The following is a 21676-nucleotide window of genomic DNA, read 5'->3' as shown; positions in this document are numbered from 1 at the left end:
CTCCATTCGCTATCTTTCAAATTAAGATTCTAAATTGTTCTTTTATCTTCTCTATTTTTTGGTTTAAAACCAAGTGATATTTTTATATTTGTAAATTAACAAATTTAGCACATATAGATGTCAATATCGCTTCAATTGGAACAATTATCCCAGTCATTTGAGGGAGCTCTTTTACAAGATGAATTACATAAAACTTTGTATGCCACAGATGCATCTGCTTATCGTATTAAACCCCTTCTTGTAGCTATACCCAAAACCGAAAATGACATTATCAAAATCATACAGTTTGCTGCTCAAAATAAAATTTCAATCACACCAAGAACCGCTGGTACATCACTAGCTGGGCAAACGGTAGGAAACGGAATCATTGTAGATGTTTCTAAACATTTTACAAAGATAATTTCATTTGATGCTACAAATAAAAGCGTAACGGTACAGCCAGGAGTGATTCGGGATGAACTTAATTTGTTTTTAAAAGAATACGGTTTGTTTTTTGGTCCCAATACGTCTACTTCAAACCGATGTATGATAGGAGGAATGGTAGGTAACAATTCCTCTGGCACCACTTCCATACGCTATGGAGTAACAAGAGACAAGGTTCAGGAGATTCATGCCATTTTAAGTGATGGCTCGAAAGTTGTTTTTAACGAAATTACTTCTGATGCATTTATCGAAAAAACAAAAGGAAATACACTTGAAAGTGCTATTTACAGCTCTTTATATGAGGAACTTTCAAATGTTGAAAATCAAAAAGAAATTATCGATGAATTTCCAAAACCTGAAATTCATCGAAGAAATACTGGCTATGCAGTTGATTTGCTTTTGCAGTCAGAACTTTTTGGTGGAAACCAAAAAACTATAAATGTAGCCAAGCTGATTTGCGGAAGCGAAGGAACTCTTGCTTTTATTACTGAAATTACATTAAAAGTAGACGTACTTCCGCCTACCAATAATGTAATGGTTGTAGCTCATTTTCATTCTATTCAAGAAAGTCTTGAGGCCGTAGTTACTGCTATGAAGCATCATTTGTACACTTGTGAAATGATGGATGATACCATACTTGACTGCACAAAAAGCAATAGAGAACAGGCCAAAAATAGGTTTTTTATTCAGGGTGAACCCAAAGCAGTGATCATGCTTGAAGTAGCCTCCTATGAAAGTATGGAAGATGCAGAAAATCAAGCAGATCTATTGATAGCGGATTTAGAAAAAAACAATTTTGGCTATGCCTTGCCTAAAATTTATGGGACTGATATTGATAAGATTAATGATTTGCGAAAGGCAGGTTTAGGACTTTTGGGAAGCATTGTGGGTGATGATAAAGCTGCTGATTCTATTGAAGACACAGCGGTTGAATTAAGTGATTTACCGCAATACATTGCTGATTTTTCAAGTATGATGGAACGTCATGGCCAAAGTGCTATTTACTATGCTCATGCCGGTGCTGGTGAATTGCATCTTAGGCCAGTATTGAATTTAAAGACCAAAGAAGGCATTCACCAATTCAGAAATATTGCTACAGAAGTTGCAATATTGGTCAAAAAATATAGAGGTTCTTTAAGTGGGGAGCATGGTGATGGTATTGTGCGAGGTGAGTTTTTGCCATTTATGATTGGGCAAAAAAATTACGAATTGCTTAAAAGAATCAAATTTGCTTTTGATCCTCATTGTATTATGAATGAGGGTAAAATTGTGAATGCTTTTAAAATGGATGAAAATTTACGGTTTGAAGCTGGAAGATTAGAACCTGAAATCAAAACGATTCAAGATTTTTCGGATAGTATGGGAGTGCTTAGAGCTGCCGAAAAATGCAATGGCTCTGGTGATTGTAGAAAACTACCTTCGGCAGGAGGAACCATGTGTCCCAGTTATAGAGCAACCAGAAATGAGAAAGATACTACCCGAGCAAGGGCTAATGCATTGCGTGAATTTTTAACACAATCACAACAAGACAATAAATTTGACCATAAAGAATTATATGAAGTTTTTGATTTGTGTGTAAGTTGTAAAGCATGTGCGAGCGAATGTCCAAGTAATGTAGATGTTGCTGCATTGAAATCGGAGTTTTTATATCAATATCAAGAAACGAATGGCTATTCTTGGAGAAATAAAGTTTTTGCTTACAATGCTAAACTTAATGGGTTGGGAAGTCTTTTTCCCAGACTTACTAATTACATGGTTAATTTGCCATTTGTAAAAAAAAGCATGGGAATTGCACCCAAAAGAGAAGTACCATTATTAGCTAAACAAACTTTTAGAAAGTGGTATGAGAAAAATAGTGAAAACGAAATTACTCGTGTTTTTGAAAACGGAAAAGTATTCTTGTTTTGTGATGAGTTTACAAATTATTATGATGTTTCAGTTGGTATAGACGCTTATCAAGTATTAACAAAATTAGGGTACCAAGTAATTCTTTTGGATCATGAAGAAAGCGGACGTGCGTTTATATCAAAGGGTTTTTTGGAACAGGCCAAAGCAATTGCAAATTACAATGTTTCTGTTTTTTCTGAATATATTTCTGAAGACTCGCCGTTAATTGGTATCGAACCATCAGCAATTTTGACTTTTAGGGATGAATACCTTCGCCTAGCAGATGATAAATTAAAAGCGAAAGAGTTGGCTGAAAATGTTTACACTATTGAGGAATTCTTTAAAAATGAGATCACAAAAGGTAAAATTACAAAAGCTCATTTTTCAAATAAAAAACAAACCATAAAAATACATGGGCATTGTCATCAAAAAGCATTAAGTACTACACAAGCTACATTTGCCATGCTAAATCTTCCTGAGAATAGCACGGTTACTATCTTCAATTCGGGTTGTTGTGGTATGGCAGGTTCTTTTGGTTATGAGAAAGAACATTATGAAGTTAGTATGCAAATGGGAGAGGATACTTTATTTCCAAAAATTAGAACCGCTGATCCTGAAATAGTTCTAGTTGCAGCAGGTACAAGCTGTAGACATCAAATTTTTGACGGAACAGGAAAAAAAGCAGAACATCCTATCACAATTCTGAAAAGTTTCTTAATCTAAATTATTGAAATAACATCAAATAAGTTAAAATTAAGTGAATTTAATTTTTTATAGAATATTAAATAATTTATTTGACTTTTATTTTCATAATTCAAGTCATTTAAATTAAAAAATATTTAAAAAATACGTGTATAAAACCGTATTAATTCAATTAGTTTTATACTTTTGAATCCGCAAGCAACTTTTAGGAACATTTTACATAGAAGTTTTGCATGAATAGTATCAATTAAAATAGTCAACATGTCATTAAAGGGTTTGTTTAGAAAAAAAACAGTTCAAGATATATTAAATCAAGTTGAAAAAAATAATGCAGAAGGTCACAATGCATTAGGAAAACATTTAACAGCTAGGGATTTAACAGCTTTTGGGATTGCTGCAATTGTAGGAGCTGGTATTTTTAGTACCATTGGTAAAGCAAGTGCTGATGGTGGACCAGCAGTAATTTTCTTGTTTCTATTTACGGCAATTGCCTGTAGTTTTGCTGCTTTTGCTTATGCTGAATTTGCCTCTATGGTTCCTGTTTCTGGAAGTGCTTATACGTATTCTTATGTTGCTTTTGGTGAAATTATAGCATGGATTATAGGTTGGGCTTTGATCATGGAGTATTCCGTCGGGAATATTACAGTGGCCATATCTTGGAGTGATTATTTTACCAGTTTACTCTCTAGTGGAGGCATTCATTTGCCCCAATGGATCCAAATGGATTTCTTATCGGCATCTCGAGGATTTGATGAAGCCACAGCTCTCATGCAAGCAGGAAAAAGCTATGCAGATTTAAGTCCTGCACTTCAGGATGCTTATACTGCTTGGAATACATCTCCAGTAATTGGTTCTTTTCATTTCGTAGCTGATTTACCTGCTTTATTGATTATTGTTTTGATTACTGCCTTGATTTACCGCGGTATGAAAGAGTCGCGAAATGCAAGTAATATAATGGTTGTTGTAAAATTATGTATCGTTCTTTTAGTAATAGCCGTGGGTGTTTTTTATGTAGATACTGCTAATTGGCATCCGTTTGCTCCAAATGGAGTTTCGGGAGTTTTAAAAGGAGTTTCAGCCGTATTTTTTGCTTATATTGGTTTTGATGCTATTTCAACAACTGCAGAGGAGTGTAAAGATCCTCAACGTGATTTACCTCGAGGAATGATGTGGGCTATAATTATATGTACACTATTGTATATTGCAATTGCACTTGTACTTACAGGTATGGTAAGCTATGACCTTCTTAATGTAGGTGATCCGCTTGCTTTTGTTTTTGAAAAACTAGATTTAAAATGGATGTCTGGTATTATTGCGGTAAGTGCAGTAGTAGCAATGGCAAGTGTTTTATTGGTTTTTCAAATGGGACAACCTCGTATTTGGATGAGTATGAGTCGTGATGGCTTGTTGCCAAAACGTTTTTCTAAAGTGCATCCTAAATATCAAACTCCTTCGTACGCTACCATCGTTACTGGTTTTGTGGTTGCTATTCCGGCTTTGTTTTTAAACTTAACATTGGTAACAGATTTATGTAGTATTGGAACTTTGTTTGCTTTTGTGCTAGTGTGTGCGGGTGTCTTGGTTTTGCAAAATAAAAAAGATATTCCTCGTGGTAAGTTTAAAACACCATATGTGAATTCAAAATTTATAATGCCTGTTTTATTACTTGTAGGAATTGCTGCTACATTTGGATATAATAAAAAAGCAACAATGGATTTCATTACCAATGAAACTCAACTCAATAGTCCATCTTCTATAATTACTGCTCTAAATAAAGAAGAAACTCAAAAAGTGTATCAATATTTAGTAACTGTTGATCCAAAAAATAGTACGGTTGAAACACCAGATCTAGAACAATTATTGAGTCAATATCAAGGTGATGATGTGCAGTATTCAAAAATCATCTCTGGACTTCCTGTTGACGACTCTATTAAATACGAAAGTGGTTTTAGCTTGTTTAAACATAAAATTCCAATGTGGATTTTTATTATTACACTACTTGGACTTACAGTTTGGTCTTACAAAGCAAATTTATCATTAATACCTTTACTGGGTTTAATTTGCTGCCTGTACATGATGGCTGAATTAAGTGTATGGAACTGGATTTATTTTGGAGTTTGGTTGCTAATCGGACTTGTAGTTTATTTTGGTTTTAGTCGAAAAAACAGTAAACTCAACGTATAATTTATGTGCTTATAAAAACAAGAAACCTTTATTTTTATAAAGGTTTCTTGTTTTTAACCGTAAATAGTTTTTAACGAATTAGATTTAAGAAACATTTTTTTCAGGTTCTTGCTAGCGCACATGAAGGTACTAGAATTTAATTGGTTTTTTATAAATTGAAATTTCAACATCAATTTTACATATATTTGTTGACTAAATTTTACGTAAAAAGTGACTCAAATTAATAAACTCAAAATATTTAATGACCCCATTTATGGATTCATTACCATACCAAACGCTTTAATATATGATTTGATTCAGCATCCGTATTTTCAGCGTTTGCGAAGAATTTCTCAAATGGGATTGTCATATTTAGTATATCCTGGTGCCAATCATACTCGTTTTCATCATGCGTTAGGGTGCATGCATTTGATGCAAAAAGCAGTTGATGTGCTACGCTTTAAAGGAGTAGAGATATCGCTAGAAGAAGAAAATGCACTTTATATTGCCATTTTATTACATGATATTGGGCACGGTCCTTTTTCACATGCTATGGAAAAAAGTATTGTAGAGGATGTGCACCATGAAGCTATTTCATTGCTTTTTATGAATAAATTAAATATTGAATTTAATGGGCAACTCAGTTTAGCAATCCAGGTTTTTAAAGGAGAATACAACCGAAAATTCATGTTACAATTGATTTCTAGTCAGCTAGATATGGATCGAATGGATTATTTAAAACGAGATAGTTTTTACTCTGGTGTTGCTGAGGGTAATGTAAATTCGGAGCGTTTAATCCAAATGATGAATGTGGTAGATGATTATCTTGTCATTGAGGAAAAAGGTATTTATTCTGTGGAAAAATTCTTAATGTCTAGAAGATTAATGTATTGGCAAGCCTATTTGCATAAAACAAGTCTTGTGGCTGAGTTAATTTTAATGAAAATCTTAAAGCGAGCTAAAGAATTAACTTTAAAAGGCATTGAGCTTCCTTGCAGTGACCCACTTTTATATTTTATGCAAAATAAAGTTACCATAGATACATTTGATGACAGTACGTTAGATTTATTTGCGCAATTAGATGATTTTGATATTATAGGTGCTTTAAAAAGTTGGCAAAAAAATGATGATTTTATATTGTCTAACTTGAGTAAAATGATAATAAACCGTGATTTGTTGAAAATAAAGTTAACAACTGAAAAGGTAACCCAAGAGGATTTGCAACCCTTGCAAGAGCGATTTGCGGCTCTCAAATCTATTTCATTATCAGATACAAATTATTTTATTTTTAAAGGAAAAATCAAGAATCAAGCCTACAGTAAAGAAGCGGATCCGATACGAATTCTTAAAAAAGATAGTACAATTGAGGATGTAATTGAGTCATCTGATCAGCTAAATTTGAAATCATTATCAAAGTTGGTTACCAAGTATTATTTATGTTTCCCAAAACAACTGTTATAAAAACAGCATTTAAAATCTATTTTTTTATATTTTTGTCGCAATGAAATTTACAGCAGCACAAATAGCGGAGATTCTGGAGGGAGAGGTTGTAGGCAATCCTATGGCTGAAGTTTCTACATTATCAAAAATTGAAGAGGGGACAGAGGGGTCTCTAACTTTTCTTTCAAATCCAAAATATAACAATCATATATATTCAACTAAAGCATCTATAACTATTGTAAATCAAAGTTTTGTGCCTGATAATACGGTTTATACAACCATGATAAAAGTTGATGATGCTTACGCATCGTTTACAAAATTGTTAGAGTTTTATGACCAAGTTAAACAAAATAAAGCAGGAGTTGAGCAACCTTCATTTATCTCGAAAAGTGTAAAAGTAGGTGCTAATTTATACTTAGGAAGCTTCAGTTATGTGGGCGAAAACGTAGTTTTGGGTGATAATGTAAAAATTTATCCCAATTGTTTTATTGGTGATAATGTAGTTTTAGGAGATAATACAACTCTTTTTGCTGGTGCAAAAGTGTATTCTGAAACGATTGTTGGAAAAAACTGTACCATTCACTCTGGTGCCATCATTGGATCTGATGGTTTTGGTTTTGCTCCAAATCCAGACGGAACGTACACAAAAATACCTCAAATAGGCAATGTAATTATTGAAGATAATGTTGATATAGGTTCTTGCACTACTGTTGATAGAGCTACCTTGGGATCTACCATCATTAGGAAAGGTGTAAAGCTTGATAATCAAATTCAGATTGCTCATAATGTTGAGATAGGAGAGAACACCGTTATTGCAGCTCAAACTGGTGTAGCTGGTTCTACAAAAATTGGCCGAAGCTGCATGATAGGAGGTCAGGTTGGGATATCTGGCCATTTAACAATAGGTAACAATGTTCGCATTCAAGCGCAATCAGGCGTGGGACGTAACGTAAAAGACAATGAAGTTTTACAAGGAAGTCCTTCATTTGGGTATAATGATTTTAGTAAGTCCTACGTGCATTTTAAAAATTTACCTAAAATTGTTGCCGAAATACAAGAATTAAAAAAGAAAATTTTAAACCAAAAAAATGGAAACAATGGTTGAACAGAAAACCATCAAAACAGAAATTTCACTTACAGGAGTGGGCTTACATACCGGAAAAGAAGTTAAAATGACTTTCAAACCAGCTCCCGTGAATAATGGTTTTACTTTTGTAAGAGTTGATTTAGAAGGACAACCAGTTATTGAAGCTGATGCAAATTATGTAGTAAACACGCAAAGAGGGACAAACTTAGAAAAACTAGGTGTAAAGATCCAAACTCCTGAGCATGTTTTAGCAGCACTAATAGGTTGTGATCTTGATAATATCATCATAGAACTAAATGCCTCAGAACTACCAATTATGGATGGTTCTTCAAAATATTTTGTAGAAGCACTTGAAAATGCAGGTTTTGAAGAGCAAAACGCTAAGCGTAAAGTATATGTTGTAAAAGAAGTAATTTCTTATCTTGACGAAGCATCAGGAAGTGAAATTTTAGTAATGCCTAGTGATCAATACTGCGTAACAACAATGGTTGATTTTGGAACTAAAATCTTGGGTACTCAAAATGCAAATCTAAAAAGCATTGCCGATTTTAAAAATGAAATTGCTGATTCGAGAACATTTAGTTTCCTTCATGAATTAGAGTCATTATTAGAAAATGGTTTGATTAAAGGAGGCGATTTAAACAATGCAATTGTATATGTTGATAAGGAAATTTCAGCATCTACTATGGAAAATTTAAAGGTTGCATTTGGTAAAGATGAAATTTCGGTTAAACCAAATGGAATTCTAGACAACCTAACTTTACATTATCCTAATGAGGCTGCAAGACACAAATTATTAGATGTAGTAGGTGATTTAGCTTTAATAGGTACTCGAATTCAAGGGAAAGTAATTGCAAATAAGCCAGGACATTATGTGAATACACAATTTGCAAAAAAAATGGCCAAAATCATTAAAATTGAACAAAGAAATTATGTTCCTGTTTATGATTTGAATCAAGAACCTTTGATGGATATCCATAAAATTATGGCGGTGTTACCTCATAGACCTCCATTTTTATTGATTGATAGAATTATAGAAATGTCTGAAAGTCATGTTGTAGGTATGAAAAATGTTACAATGAATGAAAATTTCTTTGTAGGACATTTTCCAGAGGCTCCAGTAATGCCAGGTGTTTTAATTGTTGAAGCAATGGCACAAACCGGAGGAATACTTGTATTAAGTACGGTGCCAGATCCTGAAAATTATTTGACTTATTTTATGAAAATTGATAATGTCAAGTTCAAGCACAAAGTATTACCAGGTGATACTTTAATATTTAAGTGTGATTTAATTACGCCTATTCGAAGAGGGATTTGTCATATGCAAGCAAATGCTTACGCAAATGGTAAGCTTGTAGCCGAGGCTGAACTTATGGCGCAGATTGCAAAAAAACAGTAAAATTGGATTGACATGTTTTAAAACATGAAACCTTCAATTGCAATAATTTAAAATAAATAAAAAAGCTGATGAATCAACCACTAGCCTATGTTCATCCCGGTGCTAAAATTGCCAAAAATGTTGTAATAGAACCTTTTACAACCATTCATAATAACGTTGTTATTGGGGATGGAACTTGGATAGGTTCAAATGTTACCATAATGGAAGGTGCAAGAATTGGAAAAAATTGTAATATATTTCCTGGTGCAGTAATATCTGCAGTTCCACAAGACTTAAAATTTGGAGGAGAAGATTCATTAGTAATCATAGGAGATAATTGTACTATAAGAGAAGGCGTAACTATAAATAGAGGAACAATTGCATCTGGACAAACAGTGATTGGTGACAATTGTCTTATCATGGCAACTGCACACATTGCACATGATTGTCACGTAGGGAATAACGCCATAATTGTTAATGGTGTTTTACTAGGTGGACATGTTACCATTGGGAATTATGCCATTATAGGCGGATTGTCAGCGATACATCAGTTTATTAGTGTAGGAGATCATGCTATGATTTCTGGAGGTTCTTTATTAAGAAAAGATGTACCACCTTACACTAAAGCTGCCAAAGAACCGCTTTCCTATGTGGGTATTAATTCTGTTGGTTTAAGAAGACGAGGTTTTTCTTCTGATAAAATTAGAGAAATTCAAGATATTTATAGAATTTTATATCAAAAAAATTATAATGTTACCCAAGCTTTAGGAATTATTGAAGCCGAAATGGAAGCAACTCCAGAAAGAGATGAAATAATTGATTTTATTAGGAACTCTTCTCGAGGAGTTATGAAAGGATATTCAGGAAATTATTAATGCTGTTGCAATATGCTTCTGATAGAAGAATAATGAGAATAGCAATGATTGTGCATAGATTTTTAAGAGAATTAAATACAAATAATTAACAAGTTTTCATTTTGACTTTTGTACTTAATAGTAGAGTACTTGAAATGGAAAAAATAAATAAATGATAAAATGGCATCTACTTCAGATATTAAAAACGGATTGTGTATCAAGTACAACAACGATATTTATAAAATTATTGAATTCTTACATGTTAAACCAGGAAAAGGACCAGCATTTGTAAGAACAAAATTAAGAAGTTTAACAAATGGTAAAGTATTAGACAATACTTTTTCGGCAGGTCATAAAATTGACGAAGTTCGTGTAGAAAATCATAAATTTCAATTTTTGTATCCTGAGGGTGACGAGTTTCACTTTATGAACACGGAGACTTTTGAACAAATTACATTGAACAAAAATATTTTGGATTCTCCTGATTTATTAAAAGAAGGTGAAAATGTAATGGTAAGTATTAACACTGAAACTGATTTGCCATTATCTGTAGATATGCCAGCTTCTGTTATTCTTGTAGTTACGTACGCTGAGCCGGGAATAAAAGGAAATACTGCAACCAATGCTACTAAATCTGCTACGGTAGAAACAGGTGCTAGTGTGAATGTACCTTTATTTATCAATGAAGGTGACAAAATTAAAATTGATACAGCAAGTGGTTCTTACATGGAGCGCGTGAAAGAATAAGTTATTAGTTGTTCTATTTTTCAAAATATTTTGATTTTAATAAAAAATAGTTAATGAAGTTCCAAAAAAGACATGCTTTACAAGAAATAGCAAGCATCATCAATTGTAAATACATTGGTGATGCTGATTTTCCTGTTTACGGTATGAATGAAATTCATGTTGTAGTACCAGGAGATATCGTTTTTGTTGACCATCCTAAATATTATGATAAAGCATTACAATCTGCGGCAACCATAATATTAATCAATAAAGAGGTTGCTTGTCCTGAAGGTAAAGCATTGTTATTATCTGATGATCCGTTTCGAGATTTTAATATTTTAACAAGGCATTTTAAACCCTTTCAATTTTCTAATGTTGCTATTTCTAGCACTGCTGTAATTGGTGAAGGAACAGTTATTCAACCCAATACTTTTATTGGAAATCATGTTGTCATTGGAAATAATTGTTTAATACATTCTAATGTTGCTATTTATGACCATACTGTAATAGGTAATAATGTTATAATACACGCTGGTACTGTTTTAGGGGCTGATGCTTTTTATTATAAAAAACGTCCAGAGGGTTATGATCAATTGGTTTCTGGCGGTAGAGTTGTTATTGAAGACAATGTTGGGATAGGTGCCCTTTGCACCATTGATAAAGGAGTGACTGGAGATACAACTATTGGTGAAGGAACAAAAATTGACAACCAAGTGCATGTAGGGCATGATACCGTTATTGGTAAAAAATGTTTAATTGCATCTCAAACTGGTATTGCAGGTTGTGTAATTATTGAGGATGAAGTAACCATGTGGGGACAAGTAGGAACTACAAGTGGAATCACAATTGGTACAAAGGCAGTAATAATGGGTCAAACTGGAGTAACAAAATCTGTTGAAGGAGGAAAGTCATATTTTGGGACTCCAATTGAAGAATCAAGAGAGAAATTAAAGCAGTTGGCCAACATTAAAAAAATTCCCGAAATTTTAAATAAAATTAAATAATATGTCTGCTAAAGAAATTGTTCAGAATTTTTACAAATCAGATGCTTTTATTGATAGTACAGTTTTAAAAGATTTTTTGCATCCAGAAATTGTTTTAGAGTGGAATAGTAGCAAAGGATTTGTAGAACACAATTTTGCGTCTTTACTGTTACTTTCGGATGAATTAAGTAAAGCCTATGTACGATCAAAAGTTCGAATAAATCATGTTGTTGCTGAAAATGATTTAGTATCTGTGCGTTATTCGCATTTTGTAAAAACAATTGAAAACCCTAGAGAAGAGATGCTTTTGGCACATTTTATTGTGATTTGGCAAATTAAAGACGATAAACTCTATCGAGGTTTTCAAATGAGCCAATTATCATAATATTTAGTGTCAAAAAAAAATATTTTTGAATACCAATTACTGATTAGTATTTTATACTTTTGCATAACGATTTTAAAAACTACATAAATAATATATCATGAGTGTTTTAGTTAACAAAGATTCCAAAATAATAGTTCAAGGTTTTACAGGAAGTGAAGGGACTTTCCATGCTTCTCAAATGATTGAGTATGGTACCAATGTTGTAGGTGGTGTAACTCCTGGTAAAGGAGGAACAAGTCACTTAGACAGACCTGTATTTAATACTGTAAAAGATGCTGTTGACCAAGCGGGAGCTGACACAACTATCATTTTTGTACCACCAGCTTTTGCTGCTGATGCTATTATGGAAGCTGCTGATGCTGGAATTAAAGTAATCATAGCAATTACCGAAGGAATTCCTGTTGCTGATATGATAAAAGCAAACAGTTATGTAAAAGAAAGAAATGCAAGATTGATAGGACCTAACTGTCCTGGAATTATTACTCCAGGTGAAGCTAAAGTAGGGATTATGCCAGGTTTTGTATTCAAAAAAGGAACTGTAGGTATTGTGTCTAAATCAGGAACTTTAACTTATGAGGCAGCAGATCAAGTAGTTAAACAAGGTTTAGGAATTACTACTGCAATTGGTATTGGTGGAGATCCAATCATTGGAACTACTACAAAAGAAGCTGTTGAATTGTTAATGAATGATCCAGAGACTGAATGTATCGTAATGATAGGTGAAATTGGCGGTCAACTTGAAGCTGATGCTGCAAAATGGATCAAAGCGGATGGAAACCGTAAGCCAGTTGTAGGTTTCATTGCGGGAGTTACTGCTCCAGCAGGGCGTACAATGGGTCATGCAGGTGCAATTGTTGGTGGATCTGACGATACAGCTGAGGCTAAAAAACAAATCATGAGAGAATGTGGTATTTACGTTGTGGATTCACCAGCTGAAATTGGTAAAAAAGTAAAAGAAGTTTTAGGATAATCTAAGCTTTTTCTAAATAATAGTAAAGCCTCACAATTTGTGAGGCTTTTTTATGATAAATAGAATTAAAAAAAATACCTTTGCACTTTATTGAAAATCTGATTTTATATCAAAATCAATAAAATGCAAATGAACTTGTTATGGTTTATTTTACTACTCGTAAAGTGATGTTCATGGCTAGTTCCTAATAAAAAATATATATGTACAAAGAATTAGAAAAATTCAAAGTTACCAATCAATTTTCTTTCACTATTGAAGATAGTCTTGCTGAAGTTTGCAATGCTTCGGATGGATCAGGGGTGTTTTTAGTGTATGCCGTAGGTGATTCAAAAGAGTTGATTATGGTAGGTTCTACAGGAACTGTTCAAAATAATGGTGCTTTAAAAGCAAAAAATGGCGGGCTTTATGACAAGATTGTAGAGGGGCATCAATTTGCTAAAACGGGAAGAAAATATTCTTGGCCTGCACAAATGAAAATTGAAGACATTACCGCGCTTGAAGTAGTTTGGTATGAAACTTTTAATACAGACTCAAAAGGAATTCCAACTGCAGTTGAAGGTGTGATTTTACAAAATTTCTTTGATGAAAATGGAAGATTACCAAGATGGAATGTAGCTTTTTAAGTTCATTTTGATTAAAAATTAAAAGTCCCCAAATGTAGATTTGGGGACTTTTTTGTTATTTAAAAGGTGTTGACCATTTTGTATCTACATAGACATTTGTTCCAGTTAAGGTTTTTACAAAGGCGATTAAAGCATCTACTTCTGTGGCTGTTAAATTCAATTTTTGACCAAAACCATTTGGCCTTAACCTAGGGTCAAGATTTGTATTTCCAGGTGCTAGGTTTATTGTGCCGTAATGGCCTATTACATTTTGAAGTGTATTCAAATTAGCAGTATGCATGAAAGCGCCATTGCTACTCCCATCAGCTTTTACCAAGTCTCTAAGTGATGGTGATTTAGTATTTGTGATGTCAATTCCATTTTCATTTAGAATCCCGATTATTCCATTATTTCTACTGTTTGGGTCAATACTAAATTCAGGAGCTTGATGACAACCTGCGCAACCTACACCTCCTGCTGTTCTGTTTCCCGTTGCGTCAAATACTGGAGGAGCCAAGAATAAGTTTTTACCCTGGTTTTCTTGATTAGTAAAATTAGGAAACTGTTGGTTGTCATTTGTAACAAGTGCTCGACCAGCATCGTATTTTGCATCGAATGATTGAATGCTTCTTACAAATTGTGATAATGCTAATTGAATTTTATTTTCGGTAATATCTTCTGATCCATATACAAACTTGAACAATTCTTTATAATACCCTATGTTTTGTAGTTTAGTAATTAATGCAGTAAAGTTGCCATCGCCTAGTGTACCACTAAAACCCATTTCTACGTGATCTTGAATAGGTTGGGTTACCTGATTTTCTAAAGTTGCCGCTCTCTCATCCCAAAAGAATTTATTTTCATTTGAAAATCTGGTATTTATTAATCTCATAGAGTGTTTACTAGTTGTCCCGTTTACTCCTGTACTAGCTGCTGCAACATCTCCAAAAGCATTTGCTTGAATGTGACAAGAGGAGCATGAGATGGTGTTTTTTGATGACAAATTCTTATCATAAAATAAGACCCGACCTAAAGTAGCGCCTTTGTCTGTTATAGTATTCCCAGCTGTATTATCTTTTGTGATATAGCTAGGAATCGTTTGGTTAGCATAATTATCCAGTTTGTTAACATTTATTTTGCCGCTAAATGTTGTTGTAATATTAGGATACGGATCAATAGCAACATATTCATTTGCGTCATCATTTTTACTACAACTTAGAACTAAAATAAAGCAGATTGATGACAGGTGTTTTTTCATAATAATTCTATTAATGTTAATATTATATGAATTGTATCATTTATTTTGATATTCATTAGACTATATTTATTAAAGATAGTTTAATTTATGATAATTTTTAATTTAATAATACTTTATTTTATGAGATTTTTATTTTTAAATAAAGTTCTGTTTGTTAAATATTGCATAATATTCTAAATTTTAAAGTGTTTGTTTAATTTGTTATAAAATATTAATTACTTTTGCACCCGTTATCACGAATCCTTCAATAGGATAGCAACCTGCAACAACAAGCAAGGTGCTAAAACGATAAGCCAAATCTTTTGGAAAAAATGTTGTTTACATTCCCAATACCAGCTTTGTTTTTCGTCATAACACTTAATTTAAAATTATTTTTATGACAAATTTTACTAAGGAATCTGGAAATCCTTTTGCATTGATTCCGCTATTTATTTTTATTTTTACTTTTTTAGGAGCAGGTATTTTGCTTAATGATTTTTATGCTTTTCCTTCTCCTGTTGCTGTTTTGGTAGGTATTGTTGCTGCTTTTATTTTATTTAAAAACAGTACAGAAGATAAAGTTGATACTTTAATTGCTGGTTGTGGTGATAGTAAAATTATAACCATGTGTTTGATTTATTTATTTGCAGGCGCTTTTGCTGTGGTGAGTAAAGCCATGGGTGGAGTTGATGCAGTTGTGAACCTAGGTATTAATACCATTGATGTAGCGTATTTTCCATTGGGAATTTTCTTAATAGCCTCGTTTTTATCAACTGCTACAGGTACATCTGTTGGAGCTATAGTTGCAATAGGACCTATTGCAATATCACTTGCTGATAAAAGTGGTGCTTCTATGCCATTGATAGCAGGCGCTTTACTTGGTGGCTCTATGCTAGGAGATAATTTATCAATGATATCAGATACTACTATAGCTGCCACTCAATCCCTAGGTTGTGATTTAAAAGATAAGTTTAAGATCAATTTGTTTATCGCACTTCCGGCGGCAATTGTTACTATTTTAATTTTCTTTTATTTGGGATTTAATTCAGATGTTATTTCTGTGGATATTGCAAAAAGTGATTATTCATTATGGGCTATCTTGCCTTATGTTTTAGTGATAATTTTAGCAGTTGTAGGTGTCAACGTTTTTTACACCTTACTATTAGGTACCATAATTGCGGGTTTTATTGGTTTTTATAATGATTCTTTTACAGTAATGGAGTTTACTCAGAAAATTTATGAAGGATTTACGAGCATGACCGATATTTTTCTACTTTCAATGTTTACAGGTGGATTAGCAGCTATGGTGGACAAGGCTGGAGGTATTACATGGGTTTTGAATCAGATAAAGAAAAGAATTAAAAGTAAAAAATCAGCACAAACAGGAATTGGTGTTTTAGTAGGTTTTGCAAATTTAGCTATTGCAAATAATACGGTTTCTATTGTTATTACGGGGCCCATAGCAAAGGAAATTAATGATGAATATGGGTTGAGTGCTAAAAAATCGGCTACCATTTTAGATATTTTTTCATGTGTAATACAAGGGATATTGCCATATGGAGCTCAGATATTGTTGATATTAAACTATGCAAATGGTAAATTAAATTTTATAGATATTTTAAGTAATGCATGGTATCATTTGTTTTTGCTAGTATTTACATTGATTGCTATTTATGCTGCTTTTTGGGATAAACTAGCATATCGTTTTTTGAAGGTTTAATTGTAAAAATTATTGTTCATAATCAAAGCTAAATTTTTTTTAAAAAAGGAAATAGTATATATTTGGCAAGTCGTTTTTAGCCCTGATAGCAACGGAAATCCTTTTGGGTACGCGACAGCGGACCTAAAAGATTGCAGTGAATAGCAGGAATAGCTTCAAATAAAAAATAAACTAATTTTTGAATATGAAATTACTAGAAGGAAAAGTTGCCATTATCACAGGCGCAAGTCGCGGAATTGGAAAAGGGATTGCAGAGGTTTTTGCTAAACATGGAGCCAATGTTGCTTTTACATATAGTTCATCAGTAGAATCTGCGATGGCTTTAGAAAATGAGTTAAACGCTTTAGGTATTAAAGCAAAAGGATATCAATCAAATGCAGCTGATTTTAACGAAGCGCAAACATTTGTAGATGCTGTTTTGGCTGATTTTGGAACGGTTGACGTGTTGATTAATAACGCTGGAATTACAAAAGATAATTTATTGATGCGTATGTCCGAAGAAGATTTTGACAACGTGATGGATGTGAATTTGAAATCGGTTTTTAATATGACAAAAGCGATTCAACGTACTTTTTTAAAGCAACGTGCCGGATCGATTATTAATATGAGTTCAGTGGTAGGGGTAAAAGGTAATGCAGGACAAACTAATTATGCAGCATCTAAGGCTGGAGTTATTGGTTTTTCAAAGTCTGTAGCACTGGAATTAGGATCTCGTAATATTCGTTGTAACGTAATCGCCCCTGGATTTATTGAAACTGAAATGACTGCGAAGTTAAACGAAGATGTAGTAAAAGGATGGAGAGATGGAATTCCGTTAAAAAGAGGTGGCTCTACAGAGGATGTGGCTAACGCGTGTCTTTTCTTTGCTTCGGATATGAGTGCTTATGTTACAGGGCAAGTATTGAATGTTTGTGGAGGAATGCTTACCTAGGTTTGCGAAATGAGTATTTAATTCATTCTACACTTTTATTGAATTCTAGATTACATTTAAGTTTTCAAATTTAAAATATTTTAATAAACACTACATGACAACATCTACCTTGCTACTATTAGTTTTATCATTATTAATAGCGGGCATATTGTCATATTTTCAATATTTATACAAAGCTAAAAACAAGCCAAAATTGAGTTTGTTTTTAGCTTTTTTTCGTTTTACCTCTATTTTTTGTCTTTTTTTATTATTACTAAATCCGATAATATCTCGTGATAATTTAGTCATTACAAAGACCCCTCTTGCTATTGTGGTTGATAATTCAAGTTCTATAGCTTTTCTTAAAAATGAAAATAAAACTAAGGCAATTCTCCAAAATATTCAGAGCAATACGGCTTTGAATGATAAATTTGACGTTCAAGTTTTTCAATTTTCTGAGGATTTTAGTCCTTTGTCAAATATTGATTTTAGAGGCAGTCAAACCAATATTGATCTTGTAGCGAACAATCTAAAAAGTATATTTAAAAATACAATTTTTCCAACGGTATTGCTTACTGATGGAAATCAAACATTAGGTAACGACTATGTTTATAGTTTTGATCCATCAAATAGGGTATTTCCTTTTGTAGTAGGAGATACTGCTACTTATCTTGATTTTAAAATCAATCAGTTGAATGTTAATAAGTATGCTTTTCATAAAAATAAATTTCCAGTAGAAGTATTTTTACAGTATTCAGGTTCCAAAACTATGGAAGCTGATTTTTCATTGTCTCAAGGGAAAACTATTTTGAATAAGCAAAGCATGCGTTTTTCTCCTTCAAAACGAACACAATCCCTAACGTTGTTTTTACCTGCGGATAAAATTGGACTTCAACTTTATAAAGCGACAATTTCTTCAAAAGTAAAAGAAAAAAACACCTTTAATAATGTAAAAAATTTCGCGGTTGATGTTATTGATCAAAAAACAAATATTGCAATAGTCTCAGCAATAAATCATCCGGATTTAGGAGCTTTAAAACGAGCAATAGAAGCTAATGTACAGCGTAAAGTTACTGTTGTTAAACCAAACGATATTAAGGATTTAACACCATATTCGGTTTTGATATTGTATCAGCCAAATTCAGAGTTTAAATCAGTTTTTGATGCCAATACAAAATTGAGAATTAACAGCTTTATTATCACTGGTAATAGCACTGATTTTAATTTTTTGAACAATCAGCAAACGTCACTTAATTTTAAAATGAGTGGACAAAAAGAGGATTATTTACCAGTTTTTAACACTCAATTTAAATTGTTTGATGCTGAAAATATTGGCTTTGAAAATTTTCCTCCCCTCCAAAATCCATTTGGCACCATAACTACAAATGCTGGTGTTACCGTATTGTTGTCGTCAAGAATTAGAGTAATTGATACGCAAATGCCTTTACTTGTTTTTGCAGAAAGTCAATTCGGTAGAAATGCTTTTTTAATGGGAGAGAATAGCTGGAAATGGCGTTTACAGTCTCATGTGACTAACAAATCTTTTGAAAAGTACGATGTATTCCTTGATAAAATTATTCAGTTTCTAGCTTCAAACAATTCCAAAAAATCTTTAGTGGTAGAGCATGAACGTTTTTACAACTCAGGAGAACCTATTGAGATAACAGCTCAGTTTTTTAATAAAAATTATGAATTTGATGAAAAAGCTCGACTATCTATTTCTTTAAAAAATAAAGGCAATAAGCAAACTAAAAATTACGATTTAGTTAAAGGGAATAATACTTTTAAAGTCAATCTTGATGGTTTAAAGGCGGGATCTTATGATTTTACAGTTCAAGAGTTGAATTCCAAAACATCTTACACGGGTAGTTTTGAAATTTTAGATTTTGATATTGAAAAGCAATTTGTAAATTCAGATGTTGAAAAACTAAGCCAATTAGCAACTCATACTAGTGGAAAAGTATTTTTTGCAAATCAAGAAGAACAATTAATAAAAACCCTACTCGATAGTCAAGAATACAAAGCCATTCAAAAAAGCAATAGTGTTAAAACACCATTAATTGACTGGATTTGGTTACTCATAATTATTGCTATTTCACTTGCTACAGAATGGTTTGTCCGTAAATACAATGGTTTACTATAATTCAGATTTATTATGGATTTTAGACTAAAAGTTTTTTATACCGTTGCCAATCGATTGAGTTTTACCAAAGCCGCAGCTGAATTGTTTATCACTCAACCTGCCATTTCAAAGCACATACAAGAATTAGAAGAACAATACGGAATTAAATTATTTGATAGAAACGGTTCTAAAATAGCATTGACACACGCCGGAACTGTATTGTTAAAACATGCCAAAAATATTTTTGAAATGTATCGCGAGATAGATTTTGACATGAGTACGCTGATTAACCAGCGCTCAGGATTACTACGGTTAGGAGCGAGTACAACAATTTCACAATATATTATTCCGCCTTTATTAGCTAAATTTCATTTAAAACTACAGGACGTCAAAGTAAGTTTGTTAAACGGCAATACGGAACAAATTGAGCATGCACTGGTGCAGCAAGAAATTGAAATGGGCATTGTAGAAGGGCAGTCTAAAAATAAATTGATAAAATACACCCCTTTTTTAAAAGATGAATTGGTTTTAGTTTGTAATAGCTCCAATCCGCTGGTGCAACAAGATGAGATTGAGCTAACTGACCTTAAAAAAATGCAATTTTTAATACGTGAACAAGGTTCAGGAACACTTGAAGTAATTGAGCATGCTTTAAAACCTTTTGAAATTAAAGGTTCTGATTTGCAAGTAGAAATGCAATTGGGAAGTACTGAAAGTATTAAATCGTATTTATTGAACTCTGACTGTGTTGTTTTTATGTCAATTCATGCGGTGCAAAAAGAGCTTAAAAACAATGAATTGGCTATTCTAGACATTAAAGACTTAGTAATCGAACGTTATTTTTATATCATTACATTACAAGGAAAAACAGATTCTTTGTCTGAATTGTTTATTCAAAATATTTCGAACCATTATAATTTAAAGTTATAGTAGATTATAATTTGCAATTGGTGCTTTTAGATTAATGTACGCACCTTTGTAAAGTACTAATTCAACAACTTTACATTGGAAACTCCTCATAAAGATATTCATAAACAATCCTATTTATTTTTTAGCGAAAGTATACTTGTACAACAACTGTTTTTTGTTGGGACGCTTTTATTTTGTACCACCGTTTTTGTTTCGCCTCCAATTGGTTTAGGATTAGGATTGATTGTGGCTAATGTATTTGGGCATCCTTTTTTAGCATGGAATCAAAAAGCTACCAATTACTTATTGCAATTTTCAGTTGTTGGTTTAGGATTTGGTATGAATGTTCAAAGCGCAATGGCTGCAGGAAAGGAAGGCTTTTTATTTACTATTATTTCAATTGTAAGCACATTGATTTTAGGAACTTTGTTGGGTAAATGGTTTAAAGTTGAAAGTAAAACATCGCATTTGATTTCTTGTGGAACAGCAATTTGTGGTGGAAGTGCTATAGCAGCAATTGCACCCGTTATTAAATCTAACGAAAAACAAACCTCAGTAGCTTTAGGAGTCATATTCATATTAAATTCGGTTGCTTTATTTCTATTTCCAGCTGTTGGACATTATTTTAATGTGTCTCAAAGTGATTTTGGAATGTGGTGTGCCATCGCAATACATGATACCAGTTCTGTAATTGGCGCAGCTAGTAAATACGGTCCAGAGGCTCTACAAATAGCGACAACCGTAAAGTTAGCTCGGGCATTGTGGATTATTCCAGTTGCTTTATTCACCGCTTTTGTATTTAAAAACAAATCGGGTAAAGTTAAAATTCCATACTTTATAGGATTCTTTATTTTAGCATTAGTTGCTAATACTTATCTCCCAGAGGTACAAACTTTTGCACCACAATTGGTTTCCGTTTCTAAAATAGGACTAACGATTACTTTATTTTTGATTGGAGCAGGTTTAAATAGAAAGGTTTTAAAATCGGTTGGATTTAGACCCCTTGTTCAAGGAATAGCGCTTTGGGTTTGTATTGCGAGTTTAACTTTTATATGGATTGTTTTGTTTTAAATTTTAAAATAAACATTTAGCTAATTATTATAGTTCATTCAAAAATTATTTAGAAAGGATTTAACATAATCTCAAAATGTTTTTCTTTATTATCACAAATTAATGAA

Annotated in this window: 17 protein-coding genes and 1 riboswitch; of the genes, 16 read left to right on the top strand and 1 reads right to left on the bottom strand. The window is 32.7% G+C overall.

Annotated elements, in window-relative coordinates; all coding sequences use genetic code 11:
• Positions 1-117: 117 nt before the first annotated feature.
• From IQ05_RS05700 to IQ05_RS05650, 11 genes are all read left to right on the top strand, one after another.
• Positions 118-3033, top strand: coding sequence for an FAD-binding and (Fe-S)-binding domain-containing protein (locus IQ05_RS05700; RefSeq protein ID WP_144890915.1), 2916 nt, complete (start codon positions 118-120; stop codon positions 3031-3033).
• 240 nt (positions 3034-3273) lie between these two features.
• The gene (locus IQ05_RS05695; protein ID WP_144890913.1) at positions 3274-5196 is read left to right on the top strand and encodes an amino acid permease; all 1923 of its coding nucleotides are present in this window, start codon (positions 3274-3276) and stop codon (positions 5194-5196) included.
• A 210-nt stretch (positions 5197-5406) separates the two neighbouring features.
• On the top strand, positions 5407-6636 hold the full coding sequence (locus tag IQ05_RS05690; protein ID WP_144890911.1) for an HD domain-containing protein: 1230 nt from the start codon (positions 5407-5409) through the stop codon (positions 6634-6636).
• 40 nt (positions 6637-6676) lie between these two features.
• Positions 6677-7720: a UDP-3-O-(3-hydroxymyristoyl)glucosamine N-acyltransferase gene (lpxD, locus tag IQ05_RS05685; RefSeq protein ID WP_144890909.1), complete on the top strand. Its 1044-nt coding sequence runs from the start codon at positions 6677-6679 to the stop codon at positions 7718-7720.
• Positions 7713-9101: a bifunctional UDP-3-O-[3-hydroxymyristoyl] N-acetylglucosamine deacetylase/3-hydroxyacyl-ACP dehydratase gene (locus IQ05_RS05680; protein ID WP_144891126.1), complete on the top strand. Its 1389-nt coding sequence runs from the start codon at positions 7713-7715 to the stop codon at positions 9099-9101. The genes lpxD and IQ05_RS05680 overlap by 8 nt, the downstream gene beginning before the upstream one ends.
• Positions 9102-9169: 68 nt before the next feature.
• Positions 9170-9955, top strand: coding sequence for an acyl-ACP--UDP-N-acetylglucosamine O-acyltransferase (gene lpxA, locus IQ05_RS05675; protein WP_144890907.1), 786 nt, complete (start codon positions 9170-9172; stop codon positions 9953-9955).
• Between the two features lie 159 nt (positions 9956-10114).
• Complete coding sequence (gene efp, locus IQ05_RS05670) at positions 10115-10681, top strand: elongation factor P (protein WP_144890905.1); 567 nt, start codon at positions 10115-10117, stop codon at positions 10679-10681.
• Between the two features lie 53 nt (positions 10682-10734).
• Positions 10735-11664, top strand: a complete 930-nt coding sequence (locus tag IQ05_RS05665) for a UDP-3-O-(3-hydroxymyristoyl)glucosamine N-acyltransferase (protein ID WP_144890903.1) — start codon at positions 10735-10737, stop codon at positions 11662-11664.
• Between the two features lies 1 nt (position 11665).
• Positions 11666-12028 carry a nuclear transport factor 2 family protein gene (locus IQ05_RS05660; RefSeq protein ID WP_144890901.1) on the top strand — a complete coding sequence of 121 codons (363 nt, stop codon included), beginning with the start codon at positions 11666-11668 and terminating at the stop codon, positions 12026-12028.
• A gap of 97 nt (positions 12029-12125) precedes the next feature.
• Entirely contained in the window at positions 12126-12998 is an 873-nt protein-coding gene (gene sucD / locus IQ05_RS05655) for a succinate--CoA ligase subunit alpha (protein ID WP_144890899.1), read from the top strand.
• Positions 12999-13198: 200 nt separating this feature from the next.
• The gene (locus IQ05_RS05650) at positions 13199-13621 is read left to right on the top strand and encodes a hypothetical protein (RefSeq protein ID WP_144890897.1); all 423 of its coding nucleotides are present in this window, start codon (positions 13199-13201) and stop codon (positions 13619-13621) included.
• Positions 13622-13676: 55 nt separating this feature from the next.
• Here IQ05_RS05650 and IQ05_RS05645 read toward each other — a convergent pair whose 3' ends face one another.
• Entirely contained in the window at positions 13677-14858 is a 1182-nt protein-coding gene (locus IQ05_RS05645) for a cytochrome-c peroxidase (RefSeq protein WP_144890895.1), read from the bottom strand.
• A gap of 225 nt (positions 14859-15083) precedes the next feature.
• Positions 15084-15180: riboswitch (SAM-I-IV-variant riboswitch) on the top strand.
• 54 nt (positions 15181-15234) lie between these two features.
• On the opposite strand from IQ05_RS05645, the gene IQ05_RS05640 reads away from it, so the two are divergent.
• From IQ05_RS05640 to IQ05_RS05620, 5 genes are all read left to right on the top strand, one after another.
• Complete coding sequence (locus tag IQ05_RS05640) at positions 15235-16557, top strand: Na+/H+ antiporter NhaC family protein (RefSeq protein ID WP_144890893.1); 1323 nt, start codon at positions 15235-15237, stop codon at positions 16555-16557.
• Positions 16558-16741: 184 nt separating this feature from the next.
• A complete protein-coding gene (fabG, locus tag IQ05_RS05635) occupies positions 16742-17488 on the top strand; it encodes a 3-oxoacyl-[acyl-carrier-protein] reductase (RefSeq protein WP_144890891.1) in 747 nt (248 codons plus the stop codon).
• Between the two features lie 94 nt (positions 17489-17582).
• On the top strand, positions 17583-19610 hold the full coding sequence (locus IQ05_RS05630) for a hypothetical protein (protein ID WP_144890889.1): 2028 nt from the start codon (positions 17583-17585) through the stop codon (positions 19608-19610).
• A 12-nt stretch (positions 19611-19622) separates the two neighbouring features.
• Positions 19623-20519, top strand: coding sequence for a LysR family transcriptional regulator (locus IQ05_RS05625; RefSeq protein WP_144890887.1), 897 nt, complete (start codon positions 19623-19625; stop codon positions 20517-20519).
• Positions 20520-20615: 96 nt separating this feature from the next.
• Positions 20616-21569, top strand: coding sequence for a YeiH family protein (locus IQ05_RS05620; protein ID WP_144891124.1), 954 nt, complete (start codon positions 20616-20618; stop codon positions 21567-21569).
• Positions 21570-21676: the final 107 nt, after the last annotated feature.

Origin of the sequence: Flavobacterium tiangeerense (genome assembly GCF_007830355.1) — a bacterium.
Taxonomy (GTDB): domain Bacteria; phylum Bacteroidota; class Bacteroidia; order Flavobacteriales; family Flavobacteriaceae; genus Flavobacterium; species Flavobacterium tiangeerense.
The sequence above is the reverse complement of the archived record's forward strand: the minus strand, read 5'-3'. Positions and strand labels throughout refer to the sequence as shown.